14 protein-coding genes are annotated in these 18,112 nt (G+C 72.6%); 6 read left to right on the top strand and 8 right to left on the bottom strand.

All coding sequences use genetic code 11. The annotated features are described in order from the left end of the window. The 3 genes from IG05_RS0104690 to glgB all read left to right on the top strand — a co-directional run. Positions 1-519 (top strand): alpha-glucosidase C-terminal domain-containing protein (locus tag IG05_RS0104690; protein WP_030339404.1); only part of this gene is annotated, 519 nt, incomplete at its 5' end. A gap of 95 nt (positions 520-614) precedes the next feature. Continuing rightward, on the top strand, positions 615-2,006 hold the full coding sequence (locus IG05_RS0104685) for a maltokinase N-terminal cap-like domain-containing protein (protein ID WP_030339403.1): 1,392 nt from the start codon (positions 615-617) through the stop codon (positions 2,004-2,006). Next, positions 2,003-4,384, top strand: coding sequence for a 1,4-alpha-glucan branching enzyme (glgB, locus tag IG05_RS0104680; RefSeq protein WP_078893896.1), 2,382 nt, complete (start codon positions 2,003-2,005; stop codon positions 4,382-4,384). The genes IG05_RS0104685 and glgB overlap by 4 nt, the downstream gene beginning before the upstream one ends. Positions 4,385-4,561: 177 nt before the next feature. Here glgB and IG05_RS0104675 read toward each other — a convergent pair whose 3' ends face one another. The 5 genes from IG05_RS0104675 to IG05_RS0104655 form a co-directional block, all read right to left on the bottom strand. Then, positions 4,562-6,793, bottom strand: a complete 2,232-nt coding sequence (locus IG05_RS0104675; RefSeq protein ID WP_030339398.1) for a HelD family protein — start codon at positions 6,791-6,793, stop codon at positions 4,562-4,564. A 168-nt stretch (positions 6,794-6,961) separates the two neighbouring features. Then, complete coding sequence (gene trxA, locus IG05_RS0104670) at positions 6,962-7,276, bottom strand: thioredoxin (RefSeq protein ID WP_037812974.1); 315 nt, start codon at positions 7,274-7,276, stop codon at positions 6,962-6,964. A gap of 14 nt (positions 7,277-7,290) precedes the next feature. Beyond that, positions 7,291-7,719, bottom strand: coding sequence for a MerR family transcriptional regulator (locus IG05_RS0104665; RefSeq protein WP_030339394.1), 429 nt, complete (start codon positions 7,717-7,719; stop codon positions 7,291-7,293). A 58-nt stretch (positions 7,720-7,777) separates the two neighbouring features. Then, positions 7,778-8,545 (bottom strand): DUF2127 domain-containing protein, encoded by a 768-nt coding sequence (locus IG05_RS0104660; protein WP_030339393.1) that lies wholly within the window; start codon positions 8,543-8,545, stop codon positions 7,778-7,780. Positions 8,546-8,683: 138 nt separating this feature from the next. Further along, positions 8,684-10,363, bottom strand: coding sequence for an MFS transporter (locus IG05_RS0104655; RefSeq protein WP_030339391.1), 1,680 nt, complete (start codon positions 10,361-10,363; stop codon positions 8,684-8,686). 128 nt (positions 10,364-10,491) lie between these two features. On the opposite strand from IG05_RS0104655, the gene IG05_RS0104650 reads away from it, so the two are divergent. Continuing rightward, complete coding sequence (locus IG05_RS0104650; protein ID WP_030339389.1) at positions 10,492-11,106, top strand: TetR/AcrR family transcriptional regulator; 615 nt, start codon at positions 10,492-10,494, stop codon at positions 11,104-11,106. Positions 11,107-11,606: 500 nt separating this feature from the next. Here IG05_RS0104650 and IG05_RS0104645 read toward each other — a convergent pair whose 3' ends face one another. Next, positions 11,607-12,995 carry a cation:dicarboxylate symporter family transporter gene (locus tag IG05_RS0104645; protein ID WP_030339387.1) on the bottom strand — a complete coding sequence of 463 codons (1,389 nt, stop codon included), beginning with the start codon at positions 12,993-12,995 and terminating at the stop codon, positions 11,607-11,609. A gap of 155 nt (positions 12,996-13,150) precedes the next feature. Between IG05_RS0104645 and IG05_RS0104640 the strand changes: the two genes are divergently transcribed. Both IG05_RS0104640 and IG05_RS44615 read left to right on the top strand, forming a co-directional pair. Continuing rightward, positions 13,151-14,779, top strand: a complete 1,629-nt coding sequence (locus IG05_RS0104640; protein WP_030339385.1) for a sensor histidine kinase — start codon at positions 13,151-13,153, stop codon at positions 14,777-14,779. Further along, entirely contained in the window at positions 14,776-15,471 is a 696-nt protein-coding gene (locus IG05_RS44615; protein WP_078893894.1) for a response regulator, read from the top strand. Before IG05_RS0104640 ends, IG05_RS44615 begins: the two co-directional genes overlap by 4 nt. On the opposite strand, the gene IG05_RS0104635 is transcribed toward IG05_RS44615, so the two are convergent. Then, positions 15,353-17,536: a tetratricopeptide repeat protein gene (locus IG05_RS0104635; RefSeq protein ID WP_051789490.1), complete on the bottom strand. Its 2,184-nt coding sequence runs from the start codon at positions 17,534-17,536 to the stop codon at positions 15,353-15,355. The genes IG05_RS44615 and IG05_RS0104635 overlap by 119 nt on opposite strands. Next, on the bottom strand, positions 17,533-18,090 hold the full coding sequence (locus IG05_RS0104630; protein WP_030339382.1) for a hypothetical protein: 558 nt from the start codon (positions 18,088-18,090) through the stop codon (positions 17,533-17,535). The genes IG05_RS0104635 and IG05_RS0104630 overlap by 4 nt, the downstream gene beginning before the upstream one ends. Between the last annotated feature and the right edge of the window lie 22 nt (positions 18,091-18,112).

The raw sequence follows: 18,112 nt of genomic DNA, 5'->3' as shown, positions 1-18,112 counted from the left end.
GGCGACGAGATCGGCATGGGCGACAACATCTGGCTCGGCGACCGCGACGCCGTCCGCACCCCCATGCAGTGGACACCCGACCGCAACGCCGGCTTCTCGTCCTGCGACCCGGGACGCCTCTTCCTGCCCACCATCATGGACCCGGTCTACGGCTACCAGGTCACCAACGTCGAGGCGTCGATGTCCTCACCCTCCTCGCTGCTGCACTGGACCCGCCGCATGATCGAGATCCGCAAGCAGAATCCTGCCTTCGGACTGGGGTCCTATACCGAGCTGCCGTCGTCGAACCCGGCGGTGCTCGCCTTCCTGCGCGAGTACGAGGACGACCTCGTGCTGTGCGTCCACAACTTCTCCCGCTTCGCACAGCCCACGGAGCTGGACCTGAGCCGGTTCGGCGGGCGGCACCCCGTCGAGCTGTTCGGCGGGGTCCGGTTCCCCGCGATCGGCGAGCTGCCGTACCTGCTCACCCTCGCGGGGCACGGCTTCTACTGGTTCCGGTTGCGCGCGGAACCCACGTAGCGCGGTCCGGTGGGGCGGTGCCGCGTTTCCACCGCCCCACCCGGGGCACGCAGTAGTAACACCCCGACGACCCCCGGGGAAAGGACGTGACGCCCATGGCGGATACGGTCACCTCTTCCGGCACCACCCCTCTCCTCACCTCGCTCGACCCCTTGCTGCGCGCCTGGCTGCCCCGGCAGCGCTGGTTCGCGGGCAAGGGACGTCCGGTCACCGGGTTCACCCCCGTGTCGGTCACCGAACTGCTGCCGCCCGACGGCCGACTGGGCCTCTACCACTTGCTGCTGCGCGTCCAGCAGCCCGCCGTGCCAGGCGCACCGCCGCACCCGGGCGACTGTTACCAGCTCCTGATAGGCGTGCGCGAGGCGCTGCCGCCCCGGCTGGCGCCCGCGCTCATCGGCCATGTGACGGAAGGCCCGCTCGCCGGACGCACGGTGTACGAGGCCCTGCACGACGCCCGGCCCGCCGAGGTGCTGCTGGAGGCCCTGCGCACCCGGTCCCGCATCGGCGCGCTGCGCTTCGAGCGGGAGTCCGGGCAGGAGATACGCCCGGGCCTGGTGGCCCGGCTGATGACCGCCGAGCAGTCCAACTCGTCGGTGGTCTACGGAGATACGTTCATCCTCAAGCTGCTGCGCCGGGTGGTGCCCGGCGTCAACCCCGACCTGGAGATACCGCTGGCCCTGGCCCGCGAGGGCTGCCCCCGGGTGCCCGCGCCGACGGCCTGGCTGAACGCCGACGTGGACGCGCAGTCGTACGTGCTGGCCGTGCTCCAGCCGTTCGTGAGCGGTGCCGCCGACGGCTGGGAACTGGCGCTGCGCGAGCTGGCCAAGGGCGAGGACTTCGCCGCCGAGGCCCGCGCGCTGGGCCGGGCCACCGCCGAGGTGCACACCGCGCTGGCCCGTGCCCTGCCCACGGTCACCCTCGGCCACGTACAACTGCAGTCGCTGGTCGACGGCATGACCGAGCGGCTGGCCGCGGCCGTACAGGCGGTGCCGGCGCTGCGGCCGTACGAGGACGGGCTGCGCTCGGCGTACGCGGCGCTGGCCGACCTGGCCGCCGAGGGCCACACCTGGACCGCCCAGCGGGTGCACGGCGATCTGCACCTGGGGCAGTGCCTGCGCTCGCCGTCCGGTGACTGGTCGCTGATCGACTTCGAGGGCGAGCCGGCCCGGCCGCTGGCCGAGCGGCGCATGCCGCAGCCGCCGGTGCGGGACGTGGCGGGGATGCTCCGCTCCTTCGACTACGCGGCCCGCTCGGTGACCCCGCCCGCCCCGGACTGGGCGCACGCCTGCCGGGCCGCCTACTGCTCCGGGTACGCGGAAGTCGCCGGCCGCGATCCGCGCACCGACCCGGTGCTGCTGCGCGCCTACGAGACCGACAAGGCGGTCTACGAGGTCGTCTACGAGGCCCGGCACCGCCCCGACTGGCTGTCCGTGCCGCTGACCGCGGTGCGCCGCCTCGCTCTGCCCGACCAGGAGGCTCGTCCGTGACCCCCAAGGCCAACAAGCCGTCCCCGGCCGACAAGGAAGCCGCGGCCAGGAAGAAGGCCGCCGCCCGGAAGGCGCCGGTCCGGGAGGTCCCCGCGCAGGCGCCCGCGCCCGCCGTGGACGTCCCGCCGCAGGTGCCGGCGCCCGCCGTGCCGGTGCCCGCGCAGGCGCCGGCGCCCGTCGTGGAGGTCGCCGTGTCCCCGGCCGTCGACGCCGGCGACCGGGCGCGGCTGCTGGACGGCACCCACCACGATCCGCACTCCGTGCTGGGCGCGCACCCGGTGCCGGGCGGCGTGGCCTTCCGCGCGTTCCGCCCGTACGCGCAGGCGGTCACCGTGGTCGCGGACGGGCTGCGGGCCGAACTGCACGACGACGGCGACGGTTTCTTCTCCGGCCTGCTCCCGCTCGCCGAGGTCCCGGTCCACCGGCTGCTGGTCACCTACGACGGCACGGTGCACGAGACGGAGGACGCCTACCGCTTCCTGCCCACCCTCGGCGACCTGGACCTGCACCTGATCGGGGAGGGCCGGCACGAGCAGCTGTGGCGGGCGCTCGGCGCGCACGTCACCACCCACCAGGGGGTCACCGGCACCCGGTTCGCGGTGTGGGCGCCGAACGCGCGGGGCGTGCGGGTCACGGGCGGTTTCAACTTCTGGGACGGTACGGGCCACCCGATGCGCTCGCTCGGCGGCACCGGGGTCTGGGAGCTGTTCGTGCCGGGGATCGGCGAGGGCGAGCTGTACAAGTTCGAGATCACCCGCCCGGACGGCTCGCGCACCCTGCGCGCCGACCCGCTGGCCCGCCGTACCGAGGTGCCGCCCGCCACCTCCTCGATCGTGTGCGCCTCGCACCACGAGTGGGGCGACGGCGAGTGGCTGGCGCACCGGGCGGACACCCCGGTCCACGAGGCGCCGTTCTCCGTCTACGAGGTCCACCTGCCCTCCTGGCGGCCGGGCCTGACGTACCGCGAGCTGGCCGAGGAGCTGCCGGCGTACGTGAGCGAGCTGGGCTTCACGCACGTGGAGCTGATGCCGGTCGCCGAGCATCCCTTCGGCGGTTCCTGGGGCTACCAGGTCACCGGGTTCTACGCGCCGACGGCCCGGCTCGGCACCCCGGACGACTTCAAGTACCTGGTGGACCGGCTGCACCAGGCCGGTATCGGGGTGCTGATGGACTGGGTGCCGGCGCACTTCCCGCGCGACGACTGGGCGCTCGCCGAGTTCGACGGGCGCCCGCTGTACGAGCACCACGACCCGCGGCGGGCCGCCCACCCCGACTGGGGCACGCTGGAGTTCGACTTCGGGCGGCGCGAGGTGCGCAACTTCCTGGTCGCGAACGCCGTGTACTGGTGCGAGGAGTTCCACATCGACGGGCTGCGCGTGGACGCGGTCGCCTCGATGCTCTACCTGGACTACTCGCGCGAGCCGGGCCAGTGGGCGCCGAACGAGCACGGCGGCCGGGAGAACCTGGACGCGGTGGCCTTCCTCCAGGAGATGAACGCCACCGTGTACCGGCGCTGCCCGGGCGTGGTGACCGTCGCCGAGGAGTCGACGGCGTGGGACGGTGTCACCCGGCCCACCCACCACAAGGGCCCCAGCGGCTTCGGCGGGCTCGGCTTCGGCCTGAAGTGGAACATGGGCTGGATGCACGACTCGCTGCAGTACATGAGCCACGAGCCGGTGCACCGGGCCTACCACCACCACGAGATGACGTTCTCGATGGTGTACGCCTACAGCGAGAACTACGTGCTGCCGATCTCCCACGACGAGGTGGTGCACGGCAAGCGGTCGCTGGTGTCGAAGATGCCGGGCGACTGGTGGCAGCAGCGCGCCGGGCTCCGCGCCTACCTGGGCTTCATGTGGGCCCATCCCGGCAAGCAACTGCTTTTCATGGGACAGGAGTTCGCCCAGGGAGCCGAGTGGTCCGAGGTGCGCGGGCCCGACTGGTGGCTGCTCGACCCGGAGTACGGTGCCGAGGCGGACCACCGGGGCGTGCGGGACCTCGTGGCGGACCTGAACGCGGTGTACCGGGCGAGTCCGGCGCTGTGGCAGCGGGACACCGACCCGGCGGGCTTCGAGTGGATCACCGGGGACGCGGCGGACGACAACGTCTTCGCGTTCCTGCGCCGCGACGCCGAGGGCACCCCGTTGCTCGCGGTCTCCCACCTGTCCCCGGTGGTCCGCCACGACTACCGGCTCGGGGTGCCGGACGACGTCCCCGCCTGGGTGGAGGCCGTCAACACCGACGCGGCCCGCTACGGCGGCAGCGACGTCACCCGTCCGGACGTCGTCAAGCCCGAGCCGCAGCCCTGGCACGGCCGGCCGGCGAGCATCCGGCTGACCCTGCCGCCGCTGGCGACGGTGTGGCTGCGTCCGGCCTGACCTGCCCTTCGCCCTCCGCCCCACGCCGCGTCCACGCTCGGCGCCCGGTGGGGCGGAGGGGGAGGACATGCGGCGGATCGTCGTGGCGCCGGGGACGGTGGCGGCGGCTCTGACGGGCCCGTTCAGGAGCCCGGGGGCGGCAGCACCCGCAGCCCCCGCAGGGCCGCCCCCCCGCCGTCACTCGCTGCCGGCCAGGCCCGGCGGCAGCGAGCCCGTGTGCAGCACGCCGAGCCGCTGGGTGGCCCGGGTGAGGGCCACGTACAGGTCGCTGGTGCCGTAGGCGCCCGGCTCCACCACCAGCACGGCGTCGAACTCCAGGCCCTTGGACTGGCGGGGGTCGAGCAGGACGACCGTCCGCGTCAGATCCGGTTCGGCGCCGGCCGTGACGCCGTCCAGGCGGGCGGCCAGCGAGCGGTGCAGGGCGCGCGGGGCGATCACCGCGAGCCGGCCCTCCGCCGGGGCGAGTTCGGCGGCCGCCTTGGCGACCGCGCCGGGCAGGTCGTCGGCGACGTGGCGTACCCAGGGGCGTTCGCCGGTGGAGCGGACCGAGCTGGGCGGTTCGAAGTCCGGGTGCTCGGCGCGGACCACGGCCGCCGCCAGGTCCATGATCTCCGCCGGGGTGCGGTAGTTGACGCCCAGCCGGGTGTGCTCCCAGCGGTCCTCGACGTAGGGCGCGAGGATGTCCGCCCAGGAGCCGACGCCGGCCGCCTCCGCCGTCTGGGCGGGGTCGCCGACCAGGGTCATCGAGCGGGTGGGGCTGCGCCGCATCAGCAGCCGCCAGGCCATCGGCGACAGCTCCTGCGCCTCGTCCACGATGATGTGCCCGAACGCCCAGGTGCGGTCGGCCGCGGCCCGCTCGGCGGCGCTGCGGTGGTCGGCCTCCTCCTGCCGCTCGGCGAACCGCTCGGCGTCGATGATGTCGTGCGCGGACAGCACCTCGGAGGCGTCCGGGTCGTCGGCCTCCTTGTCCTCGAACTCGTAGGTCCGGGAGGCGTAGGAGACGTCGAGCACGCCCTGGGCGTACGCCACCTGGGTCTCGCGTTCGCGTTCGGCGCGGGCCCGGGCCGTCCGGTCGTCCTCGCCGAGGAGTTCGGCGGCCTCGTCCAGCAGGGGCACGTCGGCGACGGTCCAGGCGCGGGTCACCGGGCGGCGGACCGCGTCGGCGTCCTCCTCGGGGAGGTGGCCGTCCGATGCGGCGAGGAAGTCGGCGACCAGCCGCTGCGGGGTGATCCGGGGCCACAGCTGGTCGACGGCGTCCCAGACCTCGGGGTTCTCGGCGAGTTCGTCGCGGATCTGGGTGATGTCGGAGGCGTCGAGCAGGCTGCTGCCGTCGTAGGGGTCGGTGCCCACGCGCTCGGCGTACAGCTCGGTGAGCGTGTTGAGGATGTGCCCCTCGAAGTGCTCGCGGGCCGCGTTGTGCGGCAGCCTGGCGGCGCGGGTGCGCTCGCGGGCGACGCGCACCAGGCCCTCGTCCAGCATGAGCACCTCGCGGTCGTGCTCGATCGCGATGACCGGGTCGGGCAGGGCCTGCCGGTCGCGGACGACGGCGGCGAGCACGTCGGCCATGCCGGCACGGCCCTTCACGGCGGCGGCCTCGGGGGTGTCGGCGGCGGTGGCCCGCACGCCGGGGAACAGCTCGCCGACGGTGGCCAGCAGCACGCCGGTCTCGCCGAGGGAGGGCAGCACCTCGCCGATGTAGCCGAGGAAGGCCGGGTTCGGGCCGACGATGAGGACGGCCCGGCGGGCCAGCAGCTCCCGGTGCTCGTACAGCAGATAGGCCGCCCGGTGCAGGGCGACCGCCGTCTTGCCGGTGCCGGGGCCGCCCTCCACGACCAGCACGCCCTGGTGCGGTGCCCGGATGATGCGGTCCTGGTCGGCCTGGATGGTCTGCACGATGTCGCTCATCCGGCCGGTGCGGGCCGAGTTCAGCGCGGCCAGCAGGACGGCGTCGCCGCTGGGGTCCTCGTGCCCGGTGCGGGTGGCGTCGCCGAGGTCGAGGATCTCGTCGTGCAGCGAGGTGACGGTACGGCCCTCGGAGGCGATGTGCCGGCGGCGGCGCAGGCCCATCGGAGTGTGGCCGGTGGCCAGGTAGAAGGGACGGGCGACGTCGGCCCGCCAGTCGATGAGCACCGGGGTGCGCTCGGCGTCCTCCTCGCGCAGCCCTATCCGGCCGATGTGGTGCTCGGTGCCGTCGGCGAGGTCGATGCGGCCGAAGCAGAGCGAGCCGTCCACGGCGTTCAGCGCGGCGAGCAGCCCCGAACGCTCGGCGACCAGGATGTCCCGCTCCAGCCGGGCCTGCATGGGCTTGTCGCCCTGGGCGAGCGCGTCCGCGACGGAGGTCTCGGCGTCGCCGCGCAGCACGTCCACGCGCGCGTACAGTCCGTCGATGAATTCCTGCTCGTGCCGGATTTCATCGTCTGGAAATTCGGTGTTTGACAATTCCGCTCCCGCCCGGATATACTCTGCTCAGTAAACGTCATTCGTGGCCCTCGAAATGAAAGTCACGAATCACTGAATATACGCACAGGAATCCCCCGGGCGCAATTACCCGGGGGATTTTCTGTGGGCGGGGCCGCTTTAGAGCACGTCCTCCAGCTCCTCCAGGAGGCGCCGCTTGGGCCGCGCCCCCACCATCGACTTCACGGGCTCACCGCCCTGGAACACCATGAACGTCGGCATCGACAGCACCTTGTACGCGTTCGTGGTCTCCGGGTTGTGGTCCACGTCCAGCTGGACGACCTTGAGCCGCTCGCCCTCCTCCGCGGCGAGGGCGCTGAGCACCGGCGCCATCTGCCGGCACGGCGGGCACCAGTCCGCCGTGAACTCCACCAGCACCGGCAGTTCCGACGCCAGCACCTCCGTCTCGAAGTCCGCGTCCCCCACCTCGGGCACACCCGTCGCCTTCGTCACCGCTCCTGCCCTCCCAGTTCGCACAGGGGTTCCGGACCTCCCGGAACCAGCGCCTCGACGGCCAGCTCGTCCCGGGCCCGCTCGGCCCGCGCCAGCTGCCCGGCGACCGACTCGCGTACCGCGGACAGCTGGCCGATGAGCGCGTCCAGCTCGGCCAGCTTGCGCCGGTAGACCACCAGCGCGGCCGGGCAGGAGTCGCCCTCGGGGTGCCCGGCGCGCAGGCACTCCACGAACGGCCGGGTCTCCTCCAGGTCGAACCCGAAGTCCTGCAGCGTGCGGATCTGCCGCAGCAGTCTGAGGTCGTCCTCGTCGTAGGTACGGTGTCCGTTGCCGTCACGCCGGGCCGGCAGCAGCCCCCTGGCCTCGTAGTACCGCAGGGTGCGTGTCGTGGTCCCGGCCCGCGCGGCCAGCTCGCCGATGCGCATGACCACGACGGTAGGGGTTGACGTCGGCGTCAACGCAAGAGCGGCGGAGGAACGGGGCCTAGGCGTGCACGACGCCCGCCGACTCCTCCACCTCCAGCAGGGACGCGCTGCGCCGCTCCTCGTCGAACTTCCGGCGTCCGCCGCGCAGGCCGAACAGCCGCTTGGTCAGGGCGATGTAGAGGACGGCGAGGATGTTGAGCACCAGGGTGGCGATCTTCAGCCAGCTGATGTGCTCGGTGAGTTCGTAGACCTCCAGCGGCAGGAAGGCGGCCGTCGCGACCACCGTCAGGTACTCCGCCCAGCGCTTGGCGTACCACAGGCCGACCGCCTCGATCAGCTCGACCAGCGCGTAGGCGAGCAGCAGGCCGGCCACCAGCAGCAGCGTGGAATGCCGGTAACCGAACGCCTTCTGCACGGAGCCGACGACCGGTGAGTGGTCGAGGTCGTAGTGGAAGTGCCGGAAGACCGGGCGGAAGACGTCCAGGTACTCGTCGAACAGGCGGCGGACGGCGTCCTGGCTGTTGCTGAACTTCCACACCGCGGCCGCGACCAGCACGATGAACACCCCGCGCACGGCCCGCTCGACGGCGAGGAAGCGCAGGACGAACAGGTCGCGGATCACCTTGCCGCGCGGCACCAGCGGCGCCTCGGCGGCCGGTCCCGAGCCGCGCGGCTCGCCGAGCACGAAGTCACCGCAGCGCAGGCACCGCCAGACCTCCCCGAGCGCGGTCTGGGCGTGCAGCCTGATCCGCAGCCGGGGGTCGTCGGGCGCGTAGGTCACATGGCCCTTGCGCGCGCAGGTCCGCCGGTCCCAGTCGATCGTCATCCCCCGTGCCTCCACACCTTCGGCGGGTCTGTCCGTACAGGCACCCATCATCGGGCACCACACGTACGGACGCCGTACGCGAACGTGCCGTTCCGGTTGATCCGGAACGGCACGTCGACGGACGGGGCTGCGAGGTGCTCAGTCGGCCGTGCTGTGGACCGGTTCCCGCTCTTCGGCCTCCGCCTCCGCCTGCGGCGCCTGCGCCTCGCGGCGCGGCAGCAGGACGGCCACCAGGACCGTGCCGACGCCGAGGATCACCGCGCCGACCAGGCTGGTGTGGGCGACCGCGTCGGAGAAGGCGGAGCCGACCGCGTCGGCCATCTGCCGGGCACCGGCGGCCAGTTCACCGGCCTGCTGCTTGAGCTGCGCGGCCTGCTGCGGGTCACCGGCCTGCTGGGCCCGCGCTGCGGCCTGCTGCGCCTTCTCGCCGATGCCCTGCGCGACGGCGTACCCGGCGCCGACCGAGTCCTGCGCGGTGTCCAGGGCGCTCGCCGGGAGCTTGCTGCCCGCGGTGGCGTCGGAGAGGTGGTCGCCGTAGGAGGTGGCGAGCAGCGAGCCGAGGATGGCGATGCCGAGCGAGCCGCCCAGCTCCAGCGAGGTGTCGTTGACGGCGCCGCCGACGCCCAGCTCGGACTCCGGGAACGCGCCCATGATGGCGTCGGTGCACGGCGAGAGGGCGAGGCCGATGGCGAGGCCCAGGATGACCAGGGGCGCCACGAAGTCGCCGTAGGTGGAGCCGGCGTCCACCCGGGTGAGCAGGGCGAGGGCGGTCGTACCGCCGACCATGCCCGCGCTGACGGTCCACTTCATGCCGACGCGCGGGGTGAGGTACCCGGTCAGCGCCGAGCCGACGAAGACGGCACCGGCGAGCGGCAGCATGCGCACACCGGTCTCCAGGGCGTCGTAGCCGAGGACGAACTGCAGGTGCTGGGTGAGGTAGTAGAAGGCGCCGAAGACGGCGAGGAAGAACAGGGCGACGGCGAGGTTGGAGCCGGCGAACCGGCGGCCGGCGAAGCGGCGCACGTCCAGGATGGGGCGCGGGTGGCGCAGCTCCCACAGGACGAAGGCGACCAGGCCGACGCCGGCGGCGACGGCCGCCCCGACGGCCTTGGCGTGCCAGCCGAAGTGCGGGCCTTCGATGATCATGTAGACGAGCGCGCCGGTCCAGAGCACCGACAGCAGTCCGCCGACGTAGTCGATGCGGTCGTGGTGGCCGGCCTTGGACGGCGGTACGAGGACCAGGGCGCCGACGATCGCGACGGCCGCGATGGGCACGTTGATCAGGAAGGTGGAGGCCCAGCCGTGGTCGCGCAGCAGGGCGCCGGCGACCACCGGCCCGGCGGCGATGGCGAGCCCGGCGGTGGCGGTCCACAGCGTGATCGCCTTGGCCCGCTCGGCGCGCGGGAAGGTCGCGGCGAGCAGGGAGAGCGTGGCCGGCATGATCAGGGCCGCGCCGACGCCCATCACGGCGCGGGCCGCGATGACGGTCGCGGAGCTGTCGGCGAGGTAGCCGAAGACGGCCCCGCCGCCGAACACCAGCAGGCCGAGGACGAGCGCGCCGCGCCGGCTGTACTTGTCGCCGATCGCGCCGAGCAGCAGCATCAGGGCCGCGTAGGGGACGGTGTAGCCGTCGATCACCCACTGCAGGTCGGCGCTGGAGAGCCCGAGGTCCTTCGTCATGTCGGGCGCCGCCACGGTGAGGGCGGTGTTCGCCATCACGATGATCAGCAGGCTGAGACAGAGCACCAGGAGCGCCCACCAGCGCCGGGCGTAGGGGCGGTCCGTCCTGTCGACCGGTTCGGTCATGACGAGTCGCATGGCAGGGGTCGCCTTCCTCGGGTACGCGACGAAACTTGCACAGTGGCGTGCAATTGCACAACCATGTGCAATGTACGTCGTTGCACAGCACTGTGCAAGTCGAGCCGGGAAGGGTGCGGGGAGGCACAATGGCCGCCATGACCACGGGTAACACCAGCCGCGCCGACGCAAACCGGCGCCGCATCCTCGACGTCGCCCTCGCCGAACTGCTGCGCGATCCCGATGCCTCCATGGACCAGATCGCGCGCGCGGCGGGCGTCGTACGGCGCACGGTCTACGGCCACTTCCCCAGCCGGGAAGCGCTGATCAGCACCCTGGTGGACGGGGCCGTGGAGGCGCTGGTGGACGCGGACGCGCGCGCCCGCGCCGGCGTCGGCGACCCGGCGGAGGCGGTGGCCCGCTCGGTGCTCGCCCTGTGGCCGATCGCCGACCGCTACCGCCTGCTGATCGCCCTGGCCCAGCGCACGGTCACCGTGCAGGGCATCCGCGACCGCCTCGCACCGCTGCGCGAGGACAAGGTCCGCCTCCTCCAGCGCGGCCTGGACGAGGGCGCCTTCGCCTCCCCGCTGCCCGCACCGGCCCTCGCGTACGTGCACGAGCAGATGCTGTTCGCGGTCATGGAGGCGGTGAACGACGGCCTCCTGGCAGCGGAGGAGGCGGGCCGCTCCGCCACGGTCGCCGTGCTGACCGCGGCGGGCGTACCCGCCTCACGGGCCACCGAGCTGGTGGCCGGGGTGTCGTAGCGCCGCCCTGGGTTCCCGGGGAAAACAGAAGCCGGGCGGCCGGCGCCAGGGAAGGTACAGGGAAGGTAGAAGCGGGCGGCCGGCCTCGGGGAAAGCAGAAGCCGGACGGCTGGGCCGGGGGCAAGCAGCAGCCGGACGGCCGGGCCTGGGGGAACGCAGAGGCCCGACGGCCGGGGCCGGAAAGCAGGAGCCGGCCGTCGGGCCCGGGGAAAGCAGCAGCCGGACGGCCGGGCCCGGGAAAGCAGAGGCCGGGCGGCGGGCCCCGGGGGGAACGCAGGAGCCGGACCGCCGGCCTCGGGGGAAAGCAGAGGTCCGGCGGCCGGGCCCGGAAAGCAGGAGCCGGGCGGCCGGCTCCGAAACCAGAAGCCGTACGGCTGGGCCCGGGGAAAGCAAGAGCCGGGCGGCTGGGCCACGGGGGGAGACCCAGCCGCCCGGCGGCGGGGGCCGGACGCCCGGCCCGGGTTCAGGCGGGGCCGGACGTCCGGAGCTCGTAGGCCGGCTCAGGCCTTGGCGAGTTCCTTCTCGCCGTCCTCCTGCGCCCCGGGGACCGCGGCCGCGTCGGGCCGGTCCTCGTCCAGCAGTGTGGTCTCGTCGAAGGGCAGCTCACCGGCCAGCACCCGGTTCACCCGGACCATGTCGATCTCCTTGGTCCACGTGCCCACGAGCACCGTCGCGACCGCGTTGCCCGCGAAGTTCGTCAGGGCCCGCGCCTCGCTCATGAACCGGTCGATGCCGACGATCAGACCGACCCCGTCGACCAGCGCCGGCTTGTGCGACTGCAGGCCGCCGGCCAGCGTGGCGAGCCCGGCGCCGCTGACACCGGCCGCGCCCTTGGACGCCAGCAGCAGGAAGAGCAGCAGCGGGATCTGCTCGCCGACCGACATCGGCGTGCCCAGCGCGTCCGCGATGTACAGCGACGCCATGGTCATGTAGATCATCGTGCCGTCGAGGTTGAAGGAGTACCCGGTCGGCACGGTGATGCCGACGACCGGCCGGCTGACGCCCAGGTGCTCCATCTTGGCGATCAGGCGCGGCAGCGCGGACTCCGACGAGGACGTCGACAGGATCAGCAGGAACTCCCGGCCGAGGTACTTGAACAGGGAGAAGACGTTCAGGCCCGCGACGATCCGCAGCAGCGCGCCGAGCACGACGAAGACGAACAGGAAGCAGGTGACGTAGAAGCCGAGCATCAGCACGGCCAGGCTCTTGAGCGCGTCGATGCCCGCCGAGCCGACCACGGCCGCGATCGCGCCGAACGCGCCGATCGGGGCGGCCCACATCACCATGGACAGGATGCGGAAGACCAGCCGCTGGATGTGCTCGATGCCGCGCAGCACCGGCTGTCCGGCCGAGCCCATGGCCTGCAGCGCGAACCCGGCGAGCAGGGCCACGAGCAGGGTCTGCAGCACCTGCCCCTCGGTGAAGGCGGACACGAACGTGGTCGGGATGATCGACAGGACGAAGTCCACCGGCGGCAGCGCGTCGGGCGAGACCTGGCCGTGTCCGGTCGCCTTGATCGCGTTGGTGATGTGCAGCCCGTCACCGGGGTGCAGCACGTTGCCGACGACGAGCCCGATGGCGAGCGCGACGAGTGACATCACGAGGAAGTAGCCGAGGGCGATACCGCCGACGGCTCCGACCTTCGCGGCCTTCCGCACCGATCCGATGCCGAGCACGATGGTGCAGAAGATGATCGGCGAGATCATCATCTTGATCAGGTTCACGAACCCGGTGCCCAGCGGCTTCAGCTCCACCGCGGCGTCGGGCCAGATCAAGCCCACGGCGATGCCGAGCGCGACCGCCACGATGACGGCGATGTACAGGTAATGGGTCCGGTCCCGCTTCACGCGGGCTGCGGCAGGTGCCGTACCGGGAGTGCTGGCGGCCACGACTGCCCTCCTTGACGTCTTCGTCGGCGTAACTACCGGCGTGCGGCTCACGTCCGGGCGTTATCGGGGAATGCCGTGACTATCTCCCGGCCTGTGAGGGCGGTCACCCTTCCGTTCATTTAGTTCACGCTCAAGCGGAGAGGCACACTGCTGACATGCGTCTGCCCGCCCTCCCCCGGCCCCGCAGCCTGGCCGGCCAGCTGTTCGCCATGCAGGCCGTGCTCATCGCGGTGGTCGTGGCCGGGTACGCGCTGTTCACCTACGTCAGCGACCAGCGGCAGGCCGAGGACGCCGCCGCCCGGCAGGCGACGGCGGTGGCCCGGTCCATCGCCGACTCCCCCTCGGTCCGCGTGGCGATCCGCACCGCCGACCCCACGGCCCGGCTGGAGCCGTACGCCCTCCAGGTCACGCGGGACGCGAACGTCGACTTCGTCACGATCATGAACCCGTCCGGCATCCGCTGGACCCACCCCGACCGCAACCAGATCGGCCGACGCTTCCTCGGCAACATCGGACCCGCCCGGCACGGCCGCACCTTCACCGAGACCTACACCGGCACGCTCGGGCCGTCCGTCCGCGCGGTGACCCCCATCACGGACAACGGCCGGATCGTCGGCCTGGTCAGCGCCGGCATCAAGGTGGAGACGATCAGCGCCCGGGTCCAGGACCAGGTCGCGGCCCTGCTCGGGGTGGCCGGCGGGACACTGCTGCTCGGCGCGGTCGGCACCTACGTGATCAACGCCCGGCTGCGCCGCCACACCCACGGCATGAACGCCACCGAGCTGAGCCGGATGCACGACTACCACCAGGCCGCACTGCACGCCGTCCGGGAAGGGCTGCTGATGCTGGACGGCCGGTACCGGGTGGCCCTGATCAACGACGGCGGCCGGGAACTCCTGGGCGTCGGCCCCGAGGAGGAGGCGATCGGCCGCTCGGTGGCCGGCCTCGGCCTGCCGGCCCCGCTGACCGGCGCGCTGCTGTCCTCCGAGCCCCGGGTGGACGAGGTGCACCTGACCGAGTCCCGGGTCCTGGTCGTGAACACCTCCCCGGTGTCCGGGGGCGAACACCGGGGCACGGTCGTGACCCTCCGCGACGTGACCGAGCTCCAGTCCCTGATGGGCGAACTGGACTCCGAGCGCGGCTTCACCCAGGCCCTGCGTTCCCAGGCGCACGAGGCCGCGAACCGCCTCCACACGGTCGTCTCCCTCATCGAGCTGGGCCGGGCCGAGGAGGCGGTGGAGTTCGCCACGGCCGAGCTGGAGCTGGCGCAGGCCCTGACCGACCAGGTGGTGGCCGCGGTGAGCGAGCCGGTCCTGGCCGCGCTGCTGCTGGGCAAGACCGCGCAGGCGAACGAGCGGGGCGTGGAGCTGGTCGTCTCGCCCGACAGCCGGCTGGACGACGGACTGCTCCCGCAGAGCGTGTCCGCCCGCGACCTGGTGACCATCCTCGGCAACCTGATCGACAACGCGGTGGACGCTGCACAGGGCAGCGTGCGGGCACGGGTGACCGTGACGGCGTACGCTACGGCCGCCGAAGTGGTGCTCCGGGTGTCGGACACCGGCCCGGGGGTCGACCCTGACCACGCCGACCTGGTATTCCAGCGGGGGTTCTCCACCAAGCCGGCCGGACCCGGCGGGCGGGGACTCGGGCTGGCCCTGGTCCGGCAGGCGGTCCACCGCCACGAGGGCACGCTGACGGTGACGGAGTCCGGCGAGGACGGCGAGGGCGGAGCGGTGTTCGAGGTGCGGTTGCCGTTGCGCACACCCCTGGGCGGCGGCAGATGACGAACGACCGGCAGCCCATCCGCGTCCTCGTCGTCGAGGACGACCCGGTCGCCGCCGACGCGCACGTGATGTACGTCGGCCGGGTGCCGGGTTTCGTCGCGGTCGGGAAGGCGCACACGGGCGCGGAGGCGCGCCGCATCCTGGACCGCACGGCGGTGGACCTGCTGCTGCTGGACCTCCACCTGCCGGATGTGCACGGCTTGCAGCTGGCCCGGTCCCTGCGGGCCGCCGGCCACCACGCCGACGTGATAGCGGTGACCTCGGCGCGGGACCTGGCGGTGGTACGGGAAGGGGTCTCGCTTGGGGTCGTCCAGTATGTGCTCAAACCGTTCACATTCGCGACGCTGAGGGACCGGCTGGTGCGGTACGCCGAGTTCCACGCGGCGGTGGGCGAGGCGAGCGGCCAGGACGAGGTGGACCGCGCGTTGGCCAGCCTCCGGGCGCCGTCACCGGCGGCCCTGCCGAAGGGGCTCAGCGGGCCGACGCTGGAGCGGGTGACGGCCGCGCTGCGGGAGGCCGCGTCGGAGGGGCTCACCGCGGCCGGGGTGGCCGAGGCGGTGGGCATCTCGCGCATCACCGCGCGACGGTACCTGGAGCACCTGGTGGACGCGGGGCGGGCGGTACGGAGTCCGCTGTACGGGCAGGTGGGGCGTCCGGAGCTGGTGTATCGGTGGGTGCGGCAGGGGCGGTGAGGGCGGCGGCGCGGGCGCGGGCTTCGGCGGCTTCCTGGGGGGCGTTGGCCCGGGTGTACGCGTCGGCGGCCTGCTGGTAGTGGGCGCGGGCATCCCCGACGCGACCGAGGGATACGAGAGCGAGAGCGATGTTGTCGAGACTCTGGCCGGCTCCGTACCAGTGCTCCAATCCCAAGCAGAAATCCAGATCTTTGCGGTAGGCCTGCAGGGCTTCGTCCACTCGCCCCACCGCTTCGAGAGCGTTGCCGAAGTTGTTCCACACGGAGGCCTCGATCTGACGGTCACCGATGGTCCGAGACAGGGTCAGGGCACGGGTGTAAGCGTCGATGGCATCCGCCACTCGGTCCGCTTCCTCCAACGCGAGACCGAGGTTGTTCAACGCCATCGCCTCGCCCTCACGGTCATGTGACTCACGGCACAGATCACGACTGCGGGTGTGTGCGTCCACAGCGTCGTCTATGCAGCCGAGATCGCGCAGGGCAAGGCCGAGATTGTTCCACGCCGCCGCCTCACCCTCGCGATCGCCATGGCTCTGGCACAGGTCGCGACCACGCAGTGTGGCGTCCATCGACTCCTCGGACCGGCCCGCGACCACCAAGGCGTTGCCGAGGTTGATCAACGCCATGGCCTCGTTCTTCCCGTCACCCGCACCATGTGCCGTCTCTTGAGCGGCGCTGCTGACGGTGATCAAGTCGTCCAGGTGTCGCCGCCACTCGAAGTAGGTGCCCAGACACAGGGCCAGCTTCACCGCCACACGCGCGTACCGCTTCGCCCGCCCCCACTGTGCCGCGGCCACCAGCCCCGCGCGCTCCCTGTCGAACCAGGCCAACGCTTCAGCGCGGGTGGCGAATCGCGCCGGCTCCTGCTTACCCGGGAGCCACCGCAGCCGGTCGTCCGCCGCATCCGCCCAACGGTAGTAATGCGCGAGAAGCCGATACCGCGCCGCATCCACCGCCTTCGCGTCTCCGGTCAGCACACCCGCCCCGAACTCGCGGACGAGGTCGTGCATTCGCCAGCACCCCACGTTGTTTCCCCGCTCCACCAAGTGGGCTCGCGCCAGTGCTCTCAGGTCGGCCAACGGCGGCTTCTCCTCCCCGGCCAGCACAGCACTCACCTCTTCGCTCACCTCCGGCCCCGGCGCGAGGGCGAGCAGGCTCAGCAGGCGGGCCTGGGCGGCCGGGAGCCGGCGGTACGAGAGGTCGAACGCGGCGCGCACGCTGCGGTCCCCGTCGTCCAGCGCGGCCAGCCGGTCGTACGACGTGCCCAGTTCGTCGGCGAGTTCCGCCACCGGCTTGCCCGGGTCCTCCGCCAGCAGCGCCACCGCGATCTGCAACGCCAGCGGCAGATAACCGCACAGTCCCGCCAGCCGCGCCGCCGCCTCCGTGTCCCCCGCGACCCGGCCGTCATCCGGGTCGGCGATCCTCAGCGCCCGGTCGAGGAGTTCGTACGCCGCCTCGGGCGTCAGCTGGTCCAACGGCACCAGGCGGGCACCCAGTTGAGCCAGCCGGTCCCGCGAAGTGACCAGCACCCGGTGCTTCGAGCCCCCCGGCAGCAACGGCCTCACCTGCTCCGGCGACGACGCGTTGTCGGCGACGATCAGCACCGCCACCCGCTCGGCCAGCACCGACCGGTACAGCCCCGCCCGTTCGTCCGCCGTGGCCGGAATGTGCTCGGGATCCACGCCCAGCGCCCGCAGCAGCGACTGCAACGCCTGGTCCGCGGTGACCGGAACGTCGTCGTACCCGTGCAGGTCCACGAACAGCATCCCGCCAGGGAACCACCCGGCCTCCCGCGCCGCGTACGCCGCCTGCACCGCCAGCGCCGTCTTGCCGATGCCGCCGAGCCCGGACACGGCGGTGACGAGGACGGCCTGCTCGGCGTCGGTGGCCGAGGGATCCAGTGCGGCTCTCAGGCGCGCCAACTCCTGTTCCCGGCCCGTGAACCCGGCAGCGGGCGGCGGCAGCGCGTCCAAGGCGGTAGGCGCCGGCGCCTGCTGCCGGTACTCCGCCTTCCCGATGACCGGCCCCCGGAAGTCCCCGCCCCGGAAGTCGACGACATCGCTCACCCGCCCCCGCCCCCCGCCCCGAACGGCACGGCGTACTGCACCAGGTACACCCCCAGTCCCACGACCGCGACCGCCTCCAGCACGGACACGACCACGAGGCCGGCCGAGACGTCACCGCCCGCCCAGTACACGACGAGCGCGCTCAACGGCACGACGCAGAAGGCCAGCAGGTCGACCACGCACTGCACGGCCTTCCGGGAGAAGCGCCGGGCGTCCCCCCGGTGCGCGGTCTCCCAGCGGAAGACCTCGCCGCCCTCGGCGTGGGCCAGCGCGGCGAGCCGGGGCCCCAACTCGTCCCGCACGTACGCCCCGATCGCCGAGATCTTCTGGTCGTTGACCAGGTACGTCCAGCCCAGCACGACACACACCGGCGGCAGCGCGAGCAGCATCGCCGGCTGCCTGGCCTGCGCCGCGGCGGCGATGACGGCCGCCACCACCGTGAGGGTGACGTAGAGCAGGTTGTCCCGGAACCCGATCCGTGTCTTCTGCTCGTCCTTGACCGTCTGGTACTCGCTGAGCAGCAACTGCCCCACGGTGACGTCTCGTTCCGGCACGCAAGCCCCTTCCCCCGGCAGT

Source organism: Streptomyces sp. NRRL S-1022 (genome assembly GCF_000720135.1).
Taxonomy (GTDB): domain Bacteria; phylum Actinomycetota; class Actinomycetes; order Streptomycetales; family Streptomycetaceae; genus Streptomyces.
This window is presented reverse-complemented; position numbering and strand designations above follow the sequence as displayed.